Source organism: Bradyrhizobium sp. USDA 4532, from assembly GCF_024171315.1.
Classification (GTDB): domain Bacteria; phylum Pseudomonadota; class Alphaproteobacteria; order Rhizobiales; family Xanthobacteraceae; genus Bradyrhizobium; species Bradyrhizobium australafricanum.
In genome coordinates this window covers 2,357,007-2,373,395 of sequence record NZ_JALJZN010000001.1, presented here as the reverse complement: position 1 = coordinate 2,373,395, position 16,389 = coordinate 2,357,007, and the positions used below count along the sequence as shown (strand labels likewise).

19 protein-coding genes and 2 pseudogenes are annotated in these 16,389 nt (G+C 62.4%); 14 read left to right on the top strand and 7 right to left on the bottom strand.

The features are described 5' to 3' along the window. Positions 1-56: 56 nt before the first annotated feature. Positions 57-464 (bottom strand): hypothetical protein, encoded by a 408-nt coding sequence (locus J2R76_RS11540; RefSeq protein ID WP_159109474.1) that lies wholly within the window; start codon positions 462-464, stop codon positions 57-59. A gap of 861 nt (positions 465-1,325) precedes the next feature. Here J2R76_RS11540 and J2R76_RS11535 point away from each other — a divergent pair. The 4 genes from J2R76_RS11535 to J2R76_RS11520 all read left to right on the top strand — a co-directional run bounded on the left by J2R76_RS11535 (position 1,326) and on the right by J2R76_RS11520 (position 3,653). Continuing rightward, positions 1,326-1,535 (top strand): hypothetical protein, encoded by a 210-nt coding sequence (locus tag J2R76_RS11535; protein WP_092088827.1) that lies wholly within the window; start codon positions 1,326-1,328, stop codon positions 1,533-1,535. A gap of 129 nt (positions 1,536-1,664) precedes the next feature. Beyond that, on the top strand, positions 1,665-2,765 hold the full coding sequence (locus tag J2R76_RS11530) for a glycosyltransferase family 4 protein (protein WP_253623966.1): 1,101 nt from the start codon (positions 1,665-1,667) through the stop codon (positions 2,763-2,765). 21 nt (positions 2,766-2,786) lie between these two features. Further along, positions 2,787-2,993, top strand: coding sequence for a hypothetical protein (locus tag J2R76_RS11525; protein WP_141343184.1), 207 nt, complete (start codon positions 2,787-2,789; stop codon positions 2,991-2,993). Positions 2,994-3,140: 147 nt separating this feature from the next. Next, on the top strand, positions 3,141-3,653 hold the full coding sequence (locus tag J2R76_RS11520) for a PRC-barrel domain-containing protein (protein WP_057017196.1): 513 nt from the start codon (positions 3,141-3,143) through the stop codon (positions 3,651-3,653). A gap of 254 nt (positions 3,654-3,907) precedes the next feature. Here J2R76_RS11520 and J2R76_RS11515 read toward each other — a convergent pair whose 3' ends face one another. Beyond that, positions 3,908-4,135: a hypothetical protein gene (locus J2R76_RS11515; protein ID WP_057017197.1), complete on the bottom strand. Its 228-nt coding sequence runs from the start codon at positions 4,133-4,135 to the stop codon at positions 3,908-3,910. Positions 4,136-4,360: 225 nt separating this feature from the next. On the opposite strand from J2R76_RS11515, the gene J2R76_RS11510 reads away from it, so the two are divergent. Continuing rightward, a complete protein-coding gene (locus J2R76_RS11510) occupies positions 4,361-5,473 on the top strand; it encodes a DUF1236 domain-containing protein (RefSeq protein ID WP_253587181.1) in 1,113 nt (370 codons plus the stop codon). A gap of 24 nt (positions 5,474-5,497) precedes the next feature. After that, positions 5,498-5,815, top strand: a complete 318-nt coding sequence (locus J2R76_RS11505; RefSeq protein ID WP_141343186.1) for a hypothetical protein — start codon at positions 5,498-5,500, stop codon at positions 5,813-5,815. Positions 5,816-5,918: 103 nt separating this feature from the next. Here J2R76_RS11505 and J2R76_RS11500 read toward each other — a convergent pair whose 3' ends face one another. Continuing rightward, a complete protein-coding gene (locus J2R76_RS11500; protein WP_159109475.1) occupies positions 5,919-6,077 on the bottom strand; it encodes a hypothetical protein in 159 nt (52 codons plus the stop codon). Positions 6,078-6,156: 79 nt separating this feature from the next. On the opposite strand from J2R76_RS11500, the gene J2R76_RS11495 reads away from it, so the two are divergent. Continuing rightward, the gene (locus tag J2R76_RS11495) at positions 6,157-7,584 is read left to right on the top strand and encodes a TAXI family TRAP transporter solute-binding subunit (protein ID WP_141343187.1); all 1,428 of its coding nucleotides are present in this window, start codon (positions 6,157-6,159) and stop codon (positions 7,582-7,584) included. 111 nt (positions 7,585-7,695) lie between these two features. Here the strand turns inward: J2R76_RS11495 and J2R76_RS11490 are convergent, their stop codons facing one another. Then, entirely contained in the window at positions 7,696-7,944 is a 249-nt protein-coding gene (locus J2R76_RS11490) for a hypothetical protein (RefSeq protein ID WP_253623965.1), read from the bottom strand. Positions 7,945-8,476: 532 nt separating this feature from the next. Between J2R76_RS11490 and J2R76_RS11485 the strand changes: the two genes are divergently transcribed. The 6 genes and pseudogenes from J2R76_RS11485 to J2R76_RS11455 all read left to right on the top strand — a co-directional run. Continuing rightward, positions 8,477-8,677, top strand: coding sequence for a hypothetical protein (locus J2R76_RS11485; RefSeq protein ID WP_141343189.1), 201 nt, complete (start codon positions 8,477-8,479; stop codon positions 8,675-8,677). 36 nt (positions 8,678-8,713) lie between these two features. Beyond that, the gene (locus tag J2R76_RS11480) at positions 8,714-9,043 is read left to right on the top strand and encodes a hypothetical protein (RefSeq protein ID WP_375162615.1); all 330 of its coding nucleotides are present in this window, start codon (positions 8,714-8,716) and stop codon (positions 9,041-9,043) included. A 329-nt stretch (positions 9,044-9,372) separates the two neighbouring features. Continuing rightward, positions 9,373-9,734: pseudogene (locus J2R76_RS11475) on the top strand (PRC-barrel domain-containing protein). A gap of 79 nt (positions 9,735-9,813) precedes the next feature. Continuing rightward, positions 9,814-10,200 carry a response regulator gene (locus tag J2R76_RS11470; protein WP_076826395.1) on the top strand — a complete coding sequence of 129 codons (387 nt, stop codon included), beginning with the start codon at positions 9,814-9,816 and terminating at the stop codon, positions 10,198-10,200. Positions 10,201-10,877: 677 nt separating this feature from the next. Continuing rightward, entirely contained in the window at positions 10,878-11,828 is a 951-nt protein-coding gene (locus tag J2R76_RS11460) for a sensor histidine kinase (RefSeq protein ID WP_143029732.1), read from the top strand. Positions 11,829-12,072: 244 nt separating this feature from the next. Continuing rightward, positions 12,073-12,321 (top strand): annotated as a pseudogene (locus J2R76_RS11455) (HEAT repeat domain-containing protein); the annotation flags it as partial. A 356-nt stretch (positions 12,322-12,677) separates the two neighbouring features. Here the strand turns inward: J2R76_RS11455 and J2R76_RS11450 are convergent. Beyond that, the gene (locus tag J2R76_RS11450) at positions 12,678-13,043 is read right to left on the bottom strand and encodes a PRC-barrel domain-containing protein (RefSeq protein WP_253623964.1); all 366 of its coding nucleotides are present in this window, start codon (positions 13,041-13,043) and stop codon (positions 12,678-12,680) included. A gap of 176 nt (positions 13,044-13,219) precedes the next feature. On the opposite strand from J2R76_RS11450, the gene J2R76_RS11445 reads away from it, so the two are divergent. After that, a complete protein-coding gene (locus tag J2R76_RS11445; protein WP_375166489.1) occupies positions 13,220-13,438 on the top strand; it encodes a DUF3606 domain-containing protein in 219 nt (72 codons plus the stop codon). A 168-nt stretch (positions 13,439-13,606) separates the two neighbouring features. Here the strand turns inward: J2R76_RS11445 and J2R76_RS11440 are convergent, their stop codons facing one another. Further along, positions 13,607-14,413 (bottom strand): SCO family protein, encoded by an 807-nt coding sequence (locus J2R76_RS11440; protein WP_253623963.1) that lies wholly within the window; start codon positions 14,411-14,413, stop codon positions 13,607-13,609. 24 nt (positions 14,414-14,437) lie between these two features. Next, positions 14,438-16,228, bottom strand: a complete 1,791-nt coding sequence (locus tag J2R76_RS11435) for a thiamine pyrophosphate-requiring protein (protein ID WP_253623962.1) — start codon at positions 16,226-16,228, stop codon at positions 14,438-14,440. Positions 16,229-16,389: the final 161 nt, after the last annotated feature.

Sequence of the window (16,389 nt, the reverse complement as noted above, 5' to 3'; positions counted from 1 at the left end):
ACGGGAAAGTGCGCCGACCGTGCGTTTGGCGCGGTAGGGAATGTTGATCAAACAAGTCAACCGGCTGCTTTCTCAAACCACACGATGGCTGCCGGCTCTGAAACGGGATGAGGGCTATTGCCTGCGCTAGACGGAGCGGCAACTGTTGCCGCGGCAGGCATCGCCAGATTCTTTGTCGCCCTCGATTGGACGAACTGGTTCGATATCACGATCAGTGCAAGCGAGAAAAATGCCACCACCGACATGGATGCGACCTGGTCGCCAGCGCCCATCTCAGCCACTCCGTGTTTGCCTCGGACGGTGAACGTTGCAGAAACCGGTTCGTTCCTGGAGGCGGGAAAAACCGGCAACATGCGGGCGCCGCCGCCGGCGCGGCTGCCGGCCGGCTGATGAAACCCGCCATAAGTCGCATGCGGCAGCCGCGAATCGACAGCGTCCGCCTCGGCGCGGCTCCTGATCGGCACGACCCTCGCCTGGTATGCGATGCTTTTGGTTTTCGTCGAGTCAGGACCATGCCAGTGGCGCCGGCCTGCCTGGTGCTGGTCGGCACGTCGGCTTCAACGTCAGCTTAGCGCCTCGCCTGCGGCGCGCTTCTCGGCCGCTCGGGTGGCATGGATCGTGGTCACCGCCCGGGCGCGCGCCAGCTCCTTGGTTCGCCTTCCGCTTATCCTGGAGCGGCAAGCCAGCGGTCCTTTCCTTTTGGGCGGCAAATGCAAGGGCGCCATGGTGGCGTTCGAAGCCGCTCGCTGACGGATGGCCACCGGAAACAATGTTCGTATGGTCGCGATGATCAACCCGCCGACGGTCAATGCCGTCCGGCGACCCGAGCGACCGTCAAGCTGATTAAGCCGATCGTCTCGCGCTACTTTTTACGCAGGAGTTTTGACGGCGCCATATCTTCTGGCACCGCTCGAGGTCTCCGCGGCGTTTTACTCCGCCGAACACGAGGGACGCAATTGACGGCGCCTCTATTCTCAACTCGAAAGTGTCCAAGTGCCTTGGGGGCTGCATGACTGTCGGTGCGAAGCGGCTGGTTGATCACCTGCGGCGGAGAATCGACGCGCTAGCTGCGTGCCTTCGTCACAAGAAATCCACCGTCTATGACACTGTTCGCGCCGTCGACCGGCTTTTGCGGAGCCGTCCTTAGGGGCAGTGATGGCCAGATCATTGCGCTGAATCGGATCCGCGATCACGCGCGGGCGAAAGCTTTCTGATCGGCCTTTCGAGCGCTTCTCCACCAAAGGTCGAAGATTCGGAGAAAATTGGAAACTTTTGCCATCGCGCTGAGTTGGCAGCGACTGGATGCGGTCGCTTGGAGCGTGAGGATGGTCGACGAAGTCACGGTGAGAAGGGCGGCAGAGACGGCCTGGATCGTGTACCGGGCGGCGCACCCTGACGTTGACGTTCACGACAGCCGCCGCTGCCTGCTCGAGCGCTATTTGCACAGGAGACGGGAAGAGCGAGAGAGCGATGCCGAAGATCTCGCCAGCTTCGGGATAGCCTACTTGCACCAGCCTCCCGAAGACGAAGGTTGACGGGCGTGAAGATGTTCGTCGCGCGGATGGTCTGCGAAAGCACAAAGCCCAGTTGGACGCTGCTAGCGATTTCATACCTCAGTTCCGCGGTCGTTGTGATTGCCATGCAGTCCGTGGTCGGGGCCTAGCATGCGGATCGCCCAGCTTGCTCCATTGGCCGAGAGCGTTCCGCCGAAGCTCTATGGCGGCACGGAGCGCGTGATCGCCTGGCTTGTCGACGAACTGGTCGAGCTCGGACACGACGTCACCCTGTTCGCGAGCGGGGATTCGAAGACAAAGGGAAAGCTCCATCCTGTCTGGCCGCGTGCGCTGCGCCTGGGGCGAAGGGGAACGGATCCGAACGCCGCATGCGCGCTGCTGATCGAAGCCATCGCCGATCGCGCGGGCGATTTCGACGTGATCCACTCCCACGTCGACTGGTTGCCTCTTCCGGTGCTAAGCCGGACCGGCGTGCCGTTCCTGACGACAATGCACGGCCGGCTCGACCTTCCCGGGCTGTCCGATGTGATCGGGGCTTTCCCAAACGCGGCCTTCGTCGCGATTTCCGACGACCAGCGTCGACCACTTCCGGATGCGAACTGGATCGCGACGATCCAGCATGGGCTGCCCAATGATCTGTTTAGGCCGTCCTGCGAACGTGGTTCGTACCTGGCCTTCCTCGGGCGGCTGACGGCGGACAAGGGACCGGAGGCCGCCATACGCATCGCACGCGCCGCGCGGACGCCGCTGCGGATAGCGGCCAAGATACCGCGCTCGGAGACGGCCTACTTCAAGAAGAAGCTCGAGCCGAACATCGATGGCGGGGAGATCCAACTTGTCGGCGAAGTGGACGAAATCGGGAAGCAGCCGTTCCTCGCCGGGGCCGCCGCGTTGCTGTTTCCGATCGCGTGGCCGGAGCCGTTCGGGCTCGTCATGATCGAAGCGATGGCGTGCGGGACACCTGTGATTGCCTACCGAGCCGGCTCGGTGCCCGAAGTGGTGGAAGACGGCGTCACCGGCTTTATCGTGGATAACGAGGAGCAGGCGATCAGGGCAGTGAACGAACTGGGCCGGCTGGACAGAAGAGTGGTCCGCGCCCGGTTCGAGGAGCGCTTCGCCGCAAGTCGGATGGTGAAGGAGTACGAACGCCGATATCGCGAGCTGCTCGGCCGCGGAGGACGCGAAGGATTCGAGACGGGGTCAACCATATCGCGCCCGGAAGTCGGCACGGCTTCAGAGTCTCTTCGTTGAGTCGCCGATCAGGAGGCTCGCATGAAAACCATTCTTTCCACGGCGGCTTTTGTTCTTCTCGCGACGGCCGCCCTTGCGGACGAAGTGCCTCCTCCACAGCCGGAGGTCCAGCAGGCCGGCGACTCCGCAAGGCAAGCGGAAGACTGTTCGAATGAGGTTTGGCAGCTTTGCCTTCACTCCCAAGGCAAAGGAATTGTCGTCCGGCTCGTGAGCACCGAACATCGTTAGTGGACCGGATCCTGACCCCCATCAAGCATGGGTAGAATCCTTTGCGCCCCGTTTCGACTGAAAGGAGCGATCAGGAACAAGTGGCAATCGCGGGCGTTGGGGCCCGGCATCTTGAACGGGTGCGGCTCACGTTGGAGGAGATAATCGATGAAAAGCTTTCTTGCCGTCGCTCTGCTTGGCACTGCCGTGATCGGCGGCGGCGCGTTCGCGCAATCCACCCAGCCCGCCGATCGCGCCGCGCCGGCGGTCACGGCCCAGCCGGCCGATGCGAAGATGGCGCTCAAGGGAAATTGGCGCGCTTCGAAGCTGATAGGCCTGAACGTCTACAACGAGGCCAACGAGAAGCTCGGAGACATCAACGAGCTGCTCGTCGACAAGAGCGGCAAGATCAACGCGGTGGTGATCGGTATCGGCGGCTTTCTGGGCATGGGCGAGCACGACATCGCCGTCTCGATGGACAAGCTGAAGTTCGTCGAAGAGCCGGTCCGGACCAGCTCGAGCAGCACGTCGACCAACTCGCGCGACACCACCACCGGCGCGGCTTCGACGAATACGACGAACCGCAACGCGAACGATTGGGTCCCGGACCACGCGGTCATGAGCGGCAACAAGGAGCAATTGAAGGCGCTCCCGCAGTTCAAATACTCGGACTACAATTAGTGCGGCGAGAACTCACGGAAAAAGGGCCCCCGCTGGGCCCTTTTTTCTGCCGGGCCCAATGGTCCAAAAAAATCGCCCGGTTTGCGGGCGAGCCTTTCATGCGGACTGTTCGCTCAGTGCATGTGAACTATCCAATAGCCGACGCCGTCAACAACGAGCACGGGGGAACGGCCCATAAAGTCAGTACAAGCATTTTCTCCTCCAATGGCCTTCAGAACGTTTTCGCGAGGCCGGCTCGGCCCTGCGATGGCCGTTTACTGTTCGGTGCAGACCTTGGTGGTCTTCACGGCGGACTCGGCTTCCGTCTTGGTCTTGTAGACGCCGTCGCCCACGACCGTCGTCGTGGTCGTCGTCGGCTTGGTGTCGACAACGGTGCACTTTTTGGTCGTTGCATCACGAACGATGTAGAACTCGGCGGCGCTGGCGGCCTGGGTGCCGAGGGCGAAGGCGGCGAGGCCGCCGCACACGATCAGCTTCTTCATTGACTCCTCCAATGGCTTCTAAGTAGTCACTGCCAACGGGCAGGCGGGCGCGAAGTTCCGTTTCTTCCCGGCAGTCGGAAGGCACACCGCTCATGTCGCGAGACTGATTTCTCGCGGCGACAAGAATTTCCACCGGCGCCGTCTCAGCCGATTTGCCGAAACTTCCCGTTCTGGAACCTGGCCCTTCGTCCGGTGTTGTTCGGCGACCAATTAGGAGGATTTCAGATGAACAAGCGTTTATTGTTGGCTACGACCGCCGCAGTTGCGCTCGCGACTTCGGCTCTCGCACAATCTTCTCCGAGCACGTCGAGCTCCAATCCGTCGGCTACGCAGCGTCAACAGGATTCCACGTCGACGCCGCCGTCCTCTTCGACGTCGACACCGTCGTCCAACTCCGCTCCGGGATCCGCGCAGACCAACCCTTCGACGAATGCGGCCCAGACGCAGCCTCCGCCAGCGACCGGCCAGAGCGCTGCAGGCCAAACGTCCAACTCCGGTACGGGCACCAACACCACGCAGGCGCCCACGTCGAACAACTCTACCAACCAGGCGCAGACGAGCCAGCCCTCCAACCAGACTAATCCGCCTTCGAACCAGGCGCAGACCAATCCGCCTGCGAACAATCAGACACAGAGCGCGAACCCACCGGCTTCGGGCACCAATCAGGCTCAGTCTCCGACGGGTAGCAATCCGACCACCACGGCCCGGCAGCCGAGCAGCCAGCAGAACACGGCCAATCGCTCGTCGAGCACGAACGTGAACGCGTCCGTGAACATCAACGATCAGCAGCAGACCCGGATCAGCACGTCGATTTCACACCTGGATGTGCAACCGCTCAACAACGTGAATTTCTCGTTGTCGATCGGCACGGCCGTGCCGCGCGATGTACATCTGCAGCCGCTACCTGCGGAGGTCGTCGAGATCGTACCCCAGTACCGGGGCTACAACTTCGTGCTGGTGAGGGACGAGATCGTGATCGTGGAGCCCTCCAGCTACAAGATCGTCGCGGTCCTGCCGTACTCGGGCCGCTCCACGGCGGCCGCGCCGGCGCGCACCGAACAGCGCAAGACGACCTTCAGCGACAAGGACCGCGAGGTCATCCGCAAGCACGCCAAAGCGCGGCCGGTCGAGCGCGAGCGTCGCACCACCACCGGCAGCTCGGTTCGTACCGAGATCCGCACCGGAGAGCGCGTGCCGGAAGGCGTGGAGATCGAAGCGTTTCCCGAAGAGGTCTATCGGGATGCTCCGAGCCTTCGCGAGTACCGGTACATCAACCGGGACAGCCGGACCTACATCGTCGAACCCCATGAACGTCGCATCATCGAAGAGATCGACTGATCTCGCCAAGGAAGGAGAATATCCATGAAGAACATCGCGCTTGGAGCTCTCACCGCGACCTTGATGGCGTCGTCTGCGAGTGCGGCACCTCTTGCACCTGCAGCCATCGCGTCGACTGAGGCTGCGGGCATCGAGCAAGTCCGTCTTGTCTGTAACGAGTATGGCCGCTGCTACCGGACCCGCGGTCCCCGCTATGTCCAACGCTACTACGGCGGAGACGACGGCTACGTGGTTCGCCGCAGCTACGGCTATTACAATGGTCCAGGCTACTACGATCGCGGCTACGGCTACTACGGCGGTGGCCCAAGCATCGGTTTCAGCTTCGGCACCCGGAGCTGGTGAACTAGAAATGGGGCCGCTCTCTGAGCGGCCCTTTCGCCGTCGATTACGTTTTCGCGGTGATGAGATGTCTGCTATTGCGAAGCTCCTGGGACAGAAAGAGCAATTACCGGCGCGGCTCGAAGCCGGTCTCGGCCCGAACGAGCGAGCCGAAATCCAGGCGCTCGCTCCTCGCCAAGATCGAGACTGCGCTGAAGTTGCTCGGCACCCAGGAGTCCGCCGCTGCAGGCGAAGAAAGACGGCGCGTGTCGTGGTTGTTGTTCATCACTCGCTCTTCCACCAAGCGCTCGCGGCAGATATCCTAGGAAGCAGGACGCGCTTTGATCTCTGGCTGGCAGCGGCACATGTCCTCGCCAAGCGATACAGATAAAACCAATGACGCTGCCCGCCGACGGCGAAGAAGGAGCAATTCATTGCTGCTTGTCCTGGCCGTTGGATTTCTAGTCTTTGGCGCCGCAGCGGGCGCACTGTATTATGCGCTGCGGCCGGAAGTTCTCCGGATCGCAGTTGGACCTCCCGGAAGCGATGATCACAAAGTAGTTGAGGCGATGGCCGATGCCTTCGCCAGCGAAAGCAGAACTGTCAGGCTGTCCCCGATCAAAGCCGACGGGGCGGTCGAATCCCTCGCGTTGCTTCGTGCTGGGAAGGCCGACCTTGCGGTCGGTCGCGGCGACCTGGATATGCCCGCCGACGCGCAGACCGTCGCCACGCTGCGTAAGAACTTCGTTGTGCTGTGGGCGCCTTCCGGACTTGCGGGCAAGGCCTCCAAAAGAAAGCACGCGCCGAAAATCAAGGAGATCGCCGATCTCGCAGGGCATCGTGTCGGCGTAATCGGGCGGACCCCGGCGAATGCTGCTTTCCTGCGGGTTATCCTTAGCGCCTCCGGCGTGCAGGCGGACAAGGTCGCGATTATGCACTTTGGAACGGACCACATCGAGGAGCTGGCACGCGACCCGACCCTCGATGCATTCATGGCGGTCGGTCCGCTCGATAGCAAAATCACCTCCGACGCCATCGCTGCAACGACCCGCGTGCGAGGCGCGCCGAAGTTTCTCGCGATCGAGACATCGGAAGCCATCGCCCTGAAGCACCCGCGGTATGAATCCGAGGAAATTCCGCCCGGCGTCTTCAATGCCGATCCGGCTTGGCCTGATGACAAGGTTGAGACGGTCAGCGTCAGCCATCTGATCGTGGCGCGAAAGACATTGTCTGAAGCGACGGTGGCGGCCTTTTTCCGGCAATTATTCGCTGTCCGTCAGGCGATTGCCAGACAAGTGCCGGGGGCTGCACACATTACCAAGCCTGACACCGAGAAAGATGCCGAGCTGCCCGTGCACCGGGGAGCGGCGGCCGTCATCGAAGGTAACGAACGCAGCTTTCTTGACAGATACGGCGACTACTTCTGGTTCGCTCTCCTGCTCCTCTCCGCGATCGGTTCGGCCGGCGCCTGGTTGCGTCGCTATTTGAATCGGGACGAAAGGGAGGAAAACACCAGCCATCGCAACAGGCTCCTGGCCATGGTTTCCAGCGCGCGGACCGCGGAAACCAACCAGGAACTGCTGGCCCTGCAACGCGAGGCTGACGCAATCATCGCGGAAACGCTCGAAAGTTACGATGATGCCGCCATCGAAGAAGAAGAGCTGGCAGCCTTTGGCCTGGTGCTTGAACTGTTGAACCATGCCATCGTCGAAAGGCGAGCTGCGTTGCAACGAGGTCCCCTTGAACCGGTTCGAGGCGCGGCAGTGGGTCACAGCCTTCCGCCTCGGGGATAAGGTCTCGTATGAGAAAACTGCACCTTGGGAAAATGATTCTGCGGCTGCCTTCATTCGATACCTTGAAAAGTGACAGTACGCGAACTCGGGCGTGTGCCCGTCACCAGCGGATTAGTTGGCCAGCGCGTCCGGACGAAGCTGGAACTGGACCACCAGGGGGCTCGATAGTGTGGCGTCCGTCGCTCCCGGATGTGGCGCGTCGATAGCCTCGATATGAAACGGTGTGCGGTTGCCGGAAGCCACCCGAACAGCCTTCCAGCCCGCTGCGGGATCATCGATCCGCCCATCGATCTGCTTGTCAAAGAACCCATCGGATAGGGCACGCGCCACGGCGCAGCTCGAGATCGGCGCGAACGACATTGGCCGTATCGTCAAAAGTGCGAATGGGCCCGAGGGCGGTGTGTGGGTCATCGCCGAAACCAAAGATCTCGGCACGTGATTACGGAGCATCGTATGCGTCGTCGTAGGCGTATGGCCCGCCTTAGTACCCGGCGCCATTGTACCTTGGACCGTAGTCATAGTAGCCCGGACCCGGTCCCCAGGCATACGCCGAGGAGGCAAGCCCTCCGATGACCGCGCCGGCGATCACGCCTCCGGTCGCCCCACCATTGCAAACTTCCTCATCGGATCATTCCTTTCTCGTTTCTTTCCCGGCTCGACAACGGGAAAACCAGGCATTGGTTGCTGGTTGTCCGCAATGCCTCGGCGCCGGGGCCCGCGCAACAGCTTGACCGAAGGCAGGTTCAATCCGCACTGCGGTGCGGCCACTTTCTGAGCTGGCCGAGCCGGATCTCGAGTGTAGACTTGGCTGGATATTGGGGCGCTAAACACTTTTGAATTTGGCGCCCATGTGATTGTGATTGCGTTACAATCTTTTTCCTTTGGGGGCCTCATGTTCGATCCGGCAATGACCGCGCTTCTGTGTATCGTCCTCGACGAGGTCTGCGAAGACGTGTCGCGCTATGAGACCGGCGCACGCACCCACGTAGCTTTAAGTATTTTGGAAGCCGCGACGAATGGCGACACCTCGCCCGAGCGGCTGAGGCAGGTCGGCCGCGAGGCTCTTCACGGCGCGCCGACGATGTGGCGATAGCGGGCGGGAGCGGGTGGCCTGAACTTCCAGGTCACGGTGCTGAAGATCCTGGTGAGCTATCCCGACGGATTCGCCGTCATGCCGGACCTCAAGCGCGACCTGGCGATCCTTGCGACGAGCGGACGGGACTGGGGCGAGCGGACCAAGCGCTCGGCCGCACGCATGCCGGATCTCGACATCTTCTCGCAAGGACTGGTGGAGCGCCTGAACGGCGGTTGGCGCATCACAGAGAAGGGCCGCGCGGGGCTGGAGCTCATGGAAGCCGCCCGGCCTTCCGACGTAGAGCTGCGAAGCGAGGGACCCCGGGCCGAGTCTTCGCCTGCAGCGCCCAGATCTCCGCTTCCTGGCTCAACCCGCGAGGGCTAGACCCAACGGCGTCAGCGGCGTCGACCCGTCCGGGAGCGGGCGCGGGCGAAGGCTTTCTGACTCCGCCACGGGCCGCCGTACTGGCGGCGCTTCGGGGAATTCGAAGACTTTCATCACCGTGCTGCGCACCGGCCCACAATCGCAAGGTGGGAGCGGCGCGCCGTGCGTCGTTCCGCTGCGGCAGGAATCCTAGACCCAGGGGTAGGCGTTGCGGTCGCGTCCCGGCCGAATGCTGCCGGAGGGCGAGAACGACGGCACCGAGGCTTCAGCCAAGGAACGGAGCCATGGTCGTCCGGTTGACTTCTGAAGACAAACTTCAGGAGGTCAACATGGCCATGGAAGATCGCGAGACGTTCAGCTTGATCGGAAGTGACAAGGTCGAGGGCACCAACGTGTACGGGGCCGACGGCGAAAAGGCCGGCTACATCGAACGCGTCATGATCGACAAGATCAGCGGCAAGGTATCCTACGCGGTGCTGAGCTTCGGCGGTCTGCTCGGCATCGGTGATGATCACTATCCGCTGCCGTGGCAGGCACTGAAATACGACACCAACCTTGGCGGCTACGTCACCGGCATCACCCACGACAGCTCCGCGGCGCTCCCAAATATGCCGATGAGAGCAGTTGGAACTGGAGTGACCCCGCGACCACGCGGGCGGTGAATGCCTATTGCGGTGTGCCGGTGGCTTGAGGCGGCACTCGGGGCCACGACCCTGCCGTTACGCGAGACCCACCCGCCTTTCCGCCTTGGTCCCGATGGAGACTTAAAAGTGAGTGCTGCAATTCGCGTTCTGGTCGTGGACGATGAAGCTCTGATCTGCAGCTTCATCGAGGACGCCTTGTGCGACGGCGGTTTCGAGGCTTGCTCGGTCCATTCGGGGGAGGTGGCCCTATCCACCTTTCGCGATGGGCGAGAGGGGTGTCGGGCGTTGCTGACGGACGTCAACCTGGGTAGCGGCATCAGCGGATGGGAGCTGGCGCGGCAGATCAGGGAAATCACGCCTGGCTTTCCTGTCATCTACATGACGAGCGCCAGCGCGCCAGACTGGAAATCGCAGAGTGTCGATGGCAGCGTCCTAATCGAGAAGCCCTTTACGCCCGCGCAATTGGCTGCGGCCGTCTCGCAGCTACTCGATACCGGCCTCTCGCCGGGTTGAACCGGGATCATTGTGAGCTTCCGATCCTTCGGTCGAGCCCGCAGATGGTGGCTATGCCGTGAGGGCACTGGCGATCGGGGCCCAACCTCGCCAAGAAGCCGCGCAAGGCATCAAGCGGGCAGAAGGAAATGCTGATGCCGATCAAGGCAAGAAGGCCGCGAATGAGGCCCCAGTGAAAAGCCGACGGCCAGGCCGCAGGGGAAGTCTGCCTGTGTCACGGGCCCCATGGAACGAACGGGCTTACCGCGCGTCGAATCACTTCCCACCCGGCGCACTCCCCCTAAGGCTTCGCCGGGAGAAAGCCTGCCCATCAGGGTTGGCGGTCCTGATGCACATTATTGGGCGAGGACCCTCGGAGGAGGGGCAATGAGCAATGAGCAATCGCATATCGGAGCGGAGAATGCCGACCCCGACCGAAGGAGAAGCTCGAAAGGTCTTTAGTGACGCGGATGCCAAAGTGGCGGTGTCGAGTATGAACGCGCCCAGCAGGCGTTCCATGCGAACCGGGAGTGCCTGAAGGCGGAACGATTGGCCCGCGAGGCGGCAGCGAGACATCTAAGGCCTGAACAGCCAGAAAATCTGAAGATCCGCAAGGTCCGATTCGGCTTGCGATGATGCAGCGACGGTGGGAACACTGTGCATGAGCAACTGAACGGCAAGCCCGCGGTTGGGATCCAATGAACAGGCTTTACCCCCTGGTTCTGGAGCACCGGCTTCCAAGCCCGGTCCGGTACGGCATCTCCGCCTGCATCATGGTGGTGTGCGCCGTGCTGCAGACGGCGCTGCAGACTCAGACCGGGGCGCCTGGATATTTCCTGCTTTTGCCCGGCGTTTTTCTCTCGGGCCTGATCTTCGATCGCGGCTCTGGAATATTCGCGGCCTTCATCGCTATCGGCGTGGGCGCCTACCTCAGCTACGCAGGTGGCTTCGGCATCGATTTCCTCGCGACGAATGCACTGTTCGCGATCACCGCCGCCGGGACAGCCATCGTCGCCGAATTTCAGCGCGCGGAACTCCGACGCGTCATGCAGGCGGACAAGACCAAGACCTTGCTGCTGCAGGAGATGGCGCACCGGACGAAAAACAATCTCGCAATCCTTGGCGGCATGATCCGGCTGGAGGCAAGGCACGGCGGGCCGGAGGTCGCGGCTGCGCTGGAAGCCACCGCCCGCAGGGTGCAGGTGATGGCGGAGGTCTACGACCATCTTGCGCTCAAGGAGGACTCGCGCTCGGTCAACATGCGCTACTTCCTAAATGACGTGGTTGAGAAGGTCTTCCAGTCCTTGGCTCCATCTGGGCCGGTTGCCTTCCAGGTGGTCTGCGAGGACATTCTCCTGCCGAACAACCACGCGCTTGCGATCGGCATGATCACGAACGAATTGGTCACGAACTCGCTGAAGTATGCTTTTCCTGGCGACAGGCCAGGAAACGTCGTTGTTTCTTTGTCGAAAGGAGACGGCATCGAGCTGTCGGCGTCCGATAATGGCATTGGCCTGCGGGAGGGAGCAGAGCCGGGCGGACTGGGCTCCCGCATCGTGCACCTGCTCACTCAGCAGCTCGAGGGCGAAATCACATACGAACGGCTGGACCCGGGTCTGCGCGTCCAGGTGCGGGCGCATCCGCGTTAGCATTCCTTATCGCTAGGGACAGGTCCATCTGAAGGGGAATTGGCATTGCGTCAGGAGCCGGTGCACCAAGTCCTTCTTGCACCTGCTTGCCTGGCAACGGAGGAGGGCCCAATGTCGACCGTCGCAAAGCTTCTTGCACGGAAGCAGGCGCTCCTGCAGCGACTACAGCGTGATCCCGGACCGAACGAGCGGGAGGAAATCGAGGCGCTGATCGCCCAGATCGAGACAGTACTAACGCTTCTCGGCGGCGGAAACGATCATGCGTGCGCTCAAGGACGACGACTGGATGGTGCGCGAGATGGCGGCCGAGACGCTGGGGCTCAATGTCAATGGTGGGTTGGTCGCCGCCGCCGCCGCGTTGGGCGAGATCGCTCATCCGGATGGCGAAGTGTTCCTGGCGGTCATTGCCGATGACCCGGATCCAGATGTCAGAAAGAACGCGCGCTGGGCCCTGCAACAGATCGTGGCGAAGAAGGCAAAGGCGAATTCGTAGGTTTGTACCCGAATTCTGCGAATGAGAGCAACTGCGCTCAATCGGGTTGAGGCAGTGGGTGGAACAGCGTTCGTACGTCGGCTAGGGGCCAGAGTATTTGCTTGCGTGCCGTGGGTCGCGGCCTTGAAGAGAAGCTGCGCGGCCAGCTCCTCAACTCGGGGGCTCCAGCGAACGGGCGAGCCAACCAACCCGATCCGTCTCCGTGGGATCAACGGCAACTGAGACCTTTACGGTCCGCCCACAGGTAGCGCACTCGAACATGCGCTCCTCGAATCCACGCTTGCCGGCCGAGACGCGCGCTAGAGCCATTTGGTGCTTGCACACCGGACACGTCGGGCGATCGTTGGTTGTCGGGCTCACGGAGCTGGAATGCGGCCGTAGTAGTCGTCGACCGATCGGGCGACCGAGGGGTCTGACCAGTTCCAACTGCTCTCGTTGCTGTACCTTGGCGCTCCGCGCAACTGGCTGTCGTTAAGTCCCGTAATGTAGCCGCCGAGGTTGGTGTCGTATTTGAGCGACTGCCACGGAAGGGGATAATGATCGTCTCCGATGCCGAGGAAGCGGCCGAATCCCAGCACTGCGTAGGAGACCTTGCCACCAATCTTGTCGATCATCACCCGTTCGATCGAACCAATGCGTTCATTGTCGGCACCATAAACGGCGGTCCCTTCGACCTTATCGCTGCCGATCAGATTTCCAGTCTCCCGTTCTTCGTAAGCCATGCGATCCTCCTCATGATGGAGCCCAACCCTGGGCAGTTGTGGTCGTTCCTAAGAGACCTTTGGCTCGCCAATGCTTTCACCAAATTTGAGCTAGGCGCACCGGTCAGCGGCCGTCTCAAAACATCTAGTGGCGGAAAGGTACCTCATCCTATTCACCTGAGCGCCGGCGGTTTGATTTGGAAGTATGTACAAAACTGTACACTGGAGGCGAAGGTGCGCGCGTCGCCGCGCGGGTAGGATCAAAGGTGAGCTATGAGGCGAAGAAAACCCGGACTTCGGCAGCGTCGGTGAAGAAGTCCGTCAAGAAGGTGGGCAATAGCCGCAAGAGAGTTGAGCGCCGGCTCGGGTCGGCGGTGAAAAAGTCGTTAGGAACGGCACCTTCGAAGCGTCGTTAGCAATGCGTCGCTCCTCGGCAGAGCGGCATTGGACGAATGAAGGTGCCCCGGCTCTTGCCCCCGAAGACCCGGGGCACATCGATCAGTTTGGAGCGGCCCCGGCCGCAAGCGCGTCGATCGTCGGCCGAGTTGCGGTGCCGGTCGGAGTTAGGGCCTGGTCGGCAGCAATCAACTGGTGCTAATTCGATCCCGAAAGCGCGCTCGTTCGGAAGCGGAATCGCCGCGGGCTGGTCGCAGTCTGTCGCCTATCTGACGTCGGCGATCGTGGCGAGTGAGACAATGATCGGCCTCAGTGCTCTCCCCGGGGCGCTGGGCCTTTGCTTCTTCAAAGGTGCCGGATCTCCGAGTGTGGCGGTCGTGCGGACCCCCGTGCTTGCGGCCTTGACCGGCTTCGACCAACGCGAGGCGCAGACTGGCGGGATGGAGCCCGAGACCGGGCAGGACGCGCGCAATGCGACCGTCTGCCGTCACGACAAACGCGGCCGCGGGATGCGCGTAGCGGCCGTGGTCGCGGTCGTAGACCGCTTCAAATCCGAATGCTCGTGTCAGTGCCGCGATATCGCCGGCATCGCCGCGCGAGACGTGGGCGGCGTCGCCCAGCGCTTCGAGGCCGACTTGCGCCTGCTTCATATCCTTCGCGTTCTCCGGGGTATCCTGCGGGTCGAAGCTCACGACGTGCAGATCGAAGTCCTGACCGGGACGCAGGCCGGACTGCCGGAGCGCATCGGAGACGGTGCTGACTACCGGGCCGCACAACGTATCGCAGGTAAAATCTGCGAGGACCCACACGCTGGGTCCGCCGGTGAGCCATTCCCGGATCGGCCGTGCGACGCCGTTTTCGTCGCGCAGGCGGACGCTCAGCGGTAGCACGGCGCCGAGCCGGGGCGATGCGTCGACTCCGGCGAGATCGGACCCGGTCAACTCGGCGCGCGCCGGCGCCAGCGCTGCGCAGACCAAATAGACGGCAAGCATCATCTGGCGATGCATCGCTTCTGGCCTTCACTTCTCCCTGCCGGGCAACACGGTCTCGAGCAGCTGGCGCGCTGCGCCGCGGATGACGCCGACTTCGTTCGGGTCGCCCTTGGCGAGCGCGATCGAGAAGTTCTTGGCTTGCTCGAGCGTAATATGCGGCGGTAGCGGGGGCACTTCCGGATCGGTCTTGACTTCCAGCACCACGGGGATGTCGCTCGCGAGCGCCTGATCCCAGGCCGAGCCGAGCTGTGCGGGGTCGTCGACATAAATCCCCCGCAGTCCGATCAGGTCGGCGAAACGCGAATAGGAAACGTTGGGGATGCGTTGCGATGCCTCGAACTTGGGATCGGCATTGATGATGCGCTGTTCCCATGTCACCTGGTTGAGGTCTTCATTGTTGAATACGCAGACGATCCAGCGGTGATCGCTCCAGTCGCGCCAGTATTTGGCGACCGTGATAAGCTCGGCCATGTTGTTCATCTGCATGGCGCCGTCGCCAACCAGCGCAATGACGGGACGATCGGGCGCTGCATATTTGGCGGCGATTGCGTAGGGAACTGCCGCGCCCATCGATGCCAGGCCGCCTGACAGCGAGGCGATAAGGCCGGGACGCATCTTCAGATCACGGGCAAACCAGTTGGCGCAGGAGCCGGAATCGCTGGTGATGATCGCGCGATCGGGAATACGCGGCGACAGCTCCCATGTCACGCGCTGAGGATTGACCGGCTTGGCCGGCTGGTGCGCGCGATCCTGCAATGTCTTCCACCAGGTCCGGACGTTGTGCTCGATCGTCTTTCGCCAGCTGCCGTCGCTCTTCTGCTTCAGGCGCGGAAGCAGCGCGCGCAGTGTCTCCCCGGCGTCGCCCACGAGGCCCATCTCCATCGGAAAGCGGATCGATAGCATGCCGGCGTCGATGTCGACCTGGACGCCGCGGGCCTGGCCCTCCTTGGGCAGGAACTCGGAATAGGGAAACGCCGAGCCGATCATCAAGAGCGTGTCGCACTCCATCATCAGGTCGTAGCTCGGCTCGGTGCCGAGCAAGCCGATCGAGCCCGTCACCCATGGCAGGTCGTCGGGCACCACGGCCTTGCCGAGCAACGCCTTGGCGCATCCGGCCGACAGCCGGTCGGCGACAGAGGTGACCTCGTTGGTCGCGCCAAGCGCGCCGGCGCCGACGAGCATGGCGACCTTCTTGCCGGCGTTGAGAATGTCGGCGGCGCGATCGAGGTCGGCCTCTGCCGGAACGATCCTCGGCGGAGTGTATCCGACGCCGGACCGCAGCGTGCCGTGTGCGCGCGGCGGATCCTCGTAATCCTCTTCCTGCAGATCATTCGGCAGGATCAGCGCGGTCACGGTGCGCCGGGCGAGCGCAATGCGCGCGGCGCGGTCGATCAGATGACGGACCTGAGCGGGCGAGGAAGCCTGCGCGACATACGCGCTGGCGACGTCCTTGAATATCGAGACCAGGTCGAGCTCCTGCTGATACTGCCCGCCCAGCGCGTTCCGCGCCTGCTGGCCCACGATGGCGAGCACCGGCTGATGGTCGAGGAGGGCATCATACAGACCGGTGATCAGGTGTGAGGCACCGGGGCCCGACGTCGCGATGCAGACGCCGAGGCGGCCGGAAAATTTGGCATAGGCACACGCCATGAACGCCGCCATCTCCTCGTGGCGCGCCTGGATGAAATCGATCTTGCCTTCGGCGCGATTGAGCGCACCGAACACGCCATTGATGCCATCGCCGGGATAACCGAAGAGATGCCGCACGTCCCAATCCTGGAGGCGCTGCACTACGAAATCGCCAACGGTCTTGGACATCGTGCATATCCCGAAAGTTGAATGTGAGCGGTGAACGGCGGGGATTGGCAGCCGTTCCAAAGCGACCGTCCCTCAAGTAGGAGGTGGCATCGGAGAAGAGATAGGCAGGCGCAATGGTCACCGAACGTGTGAGGATTCGCCGCGACATGATGGGACGCAGC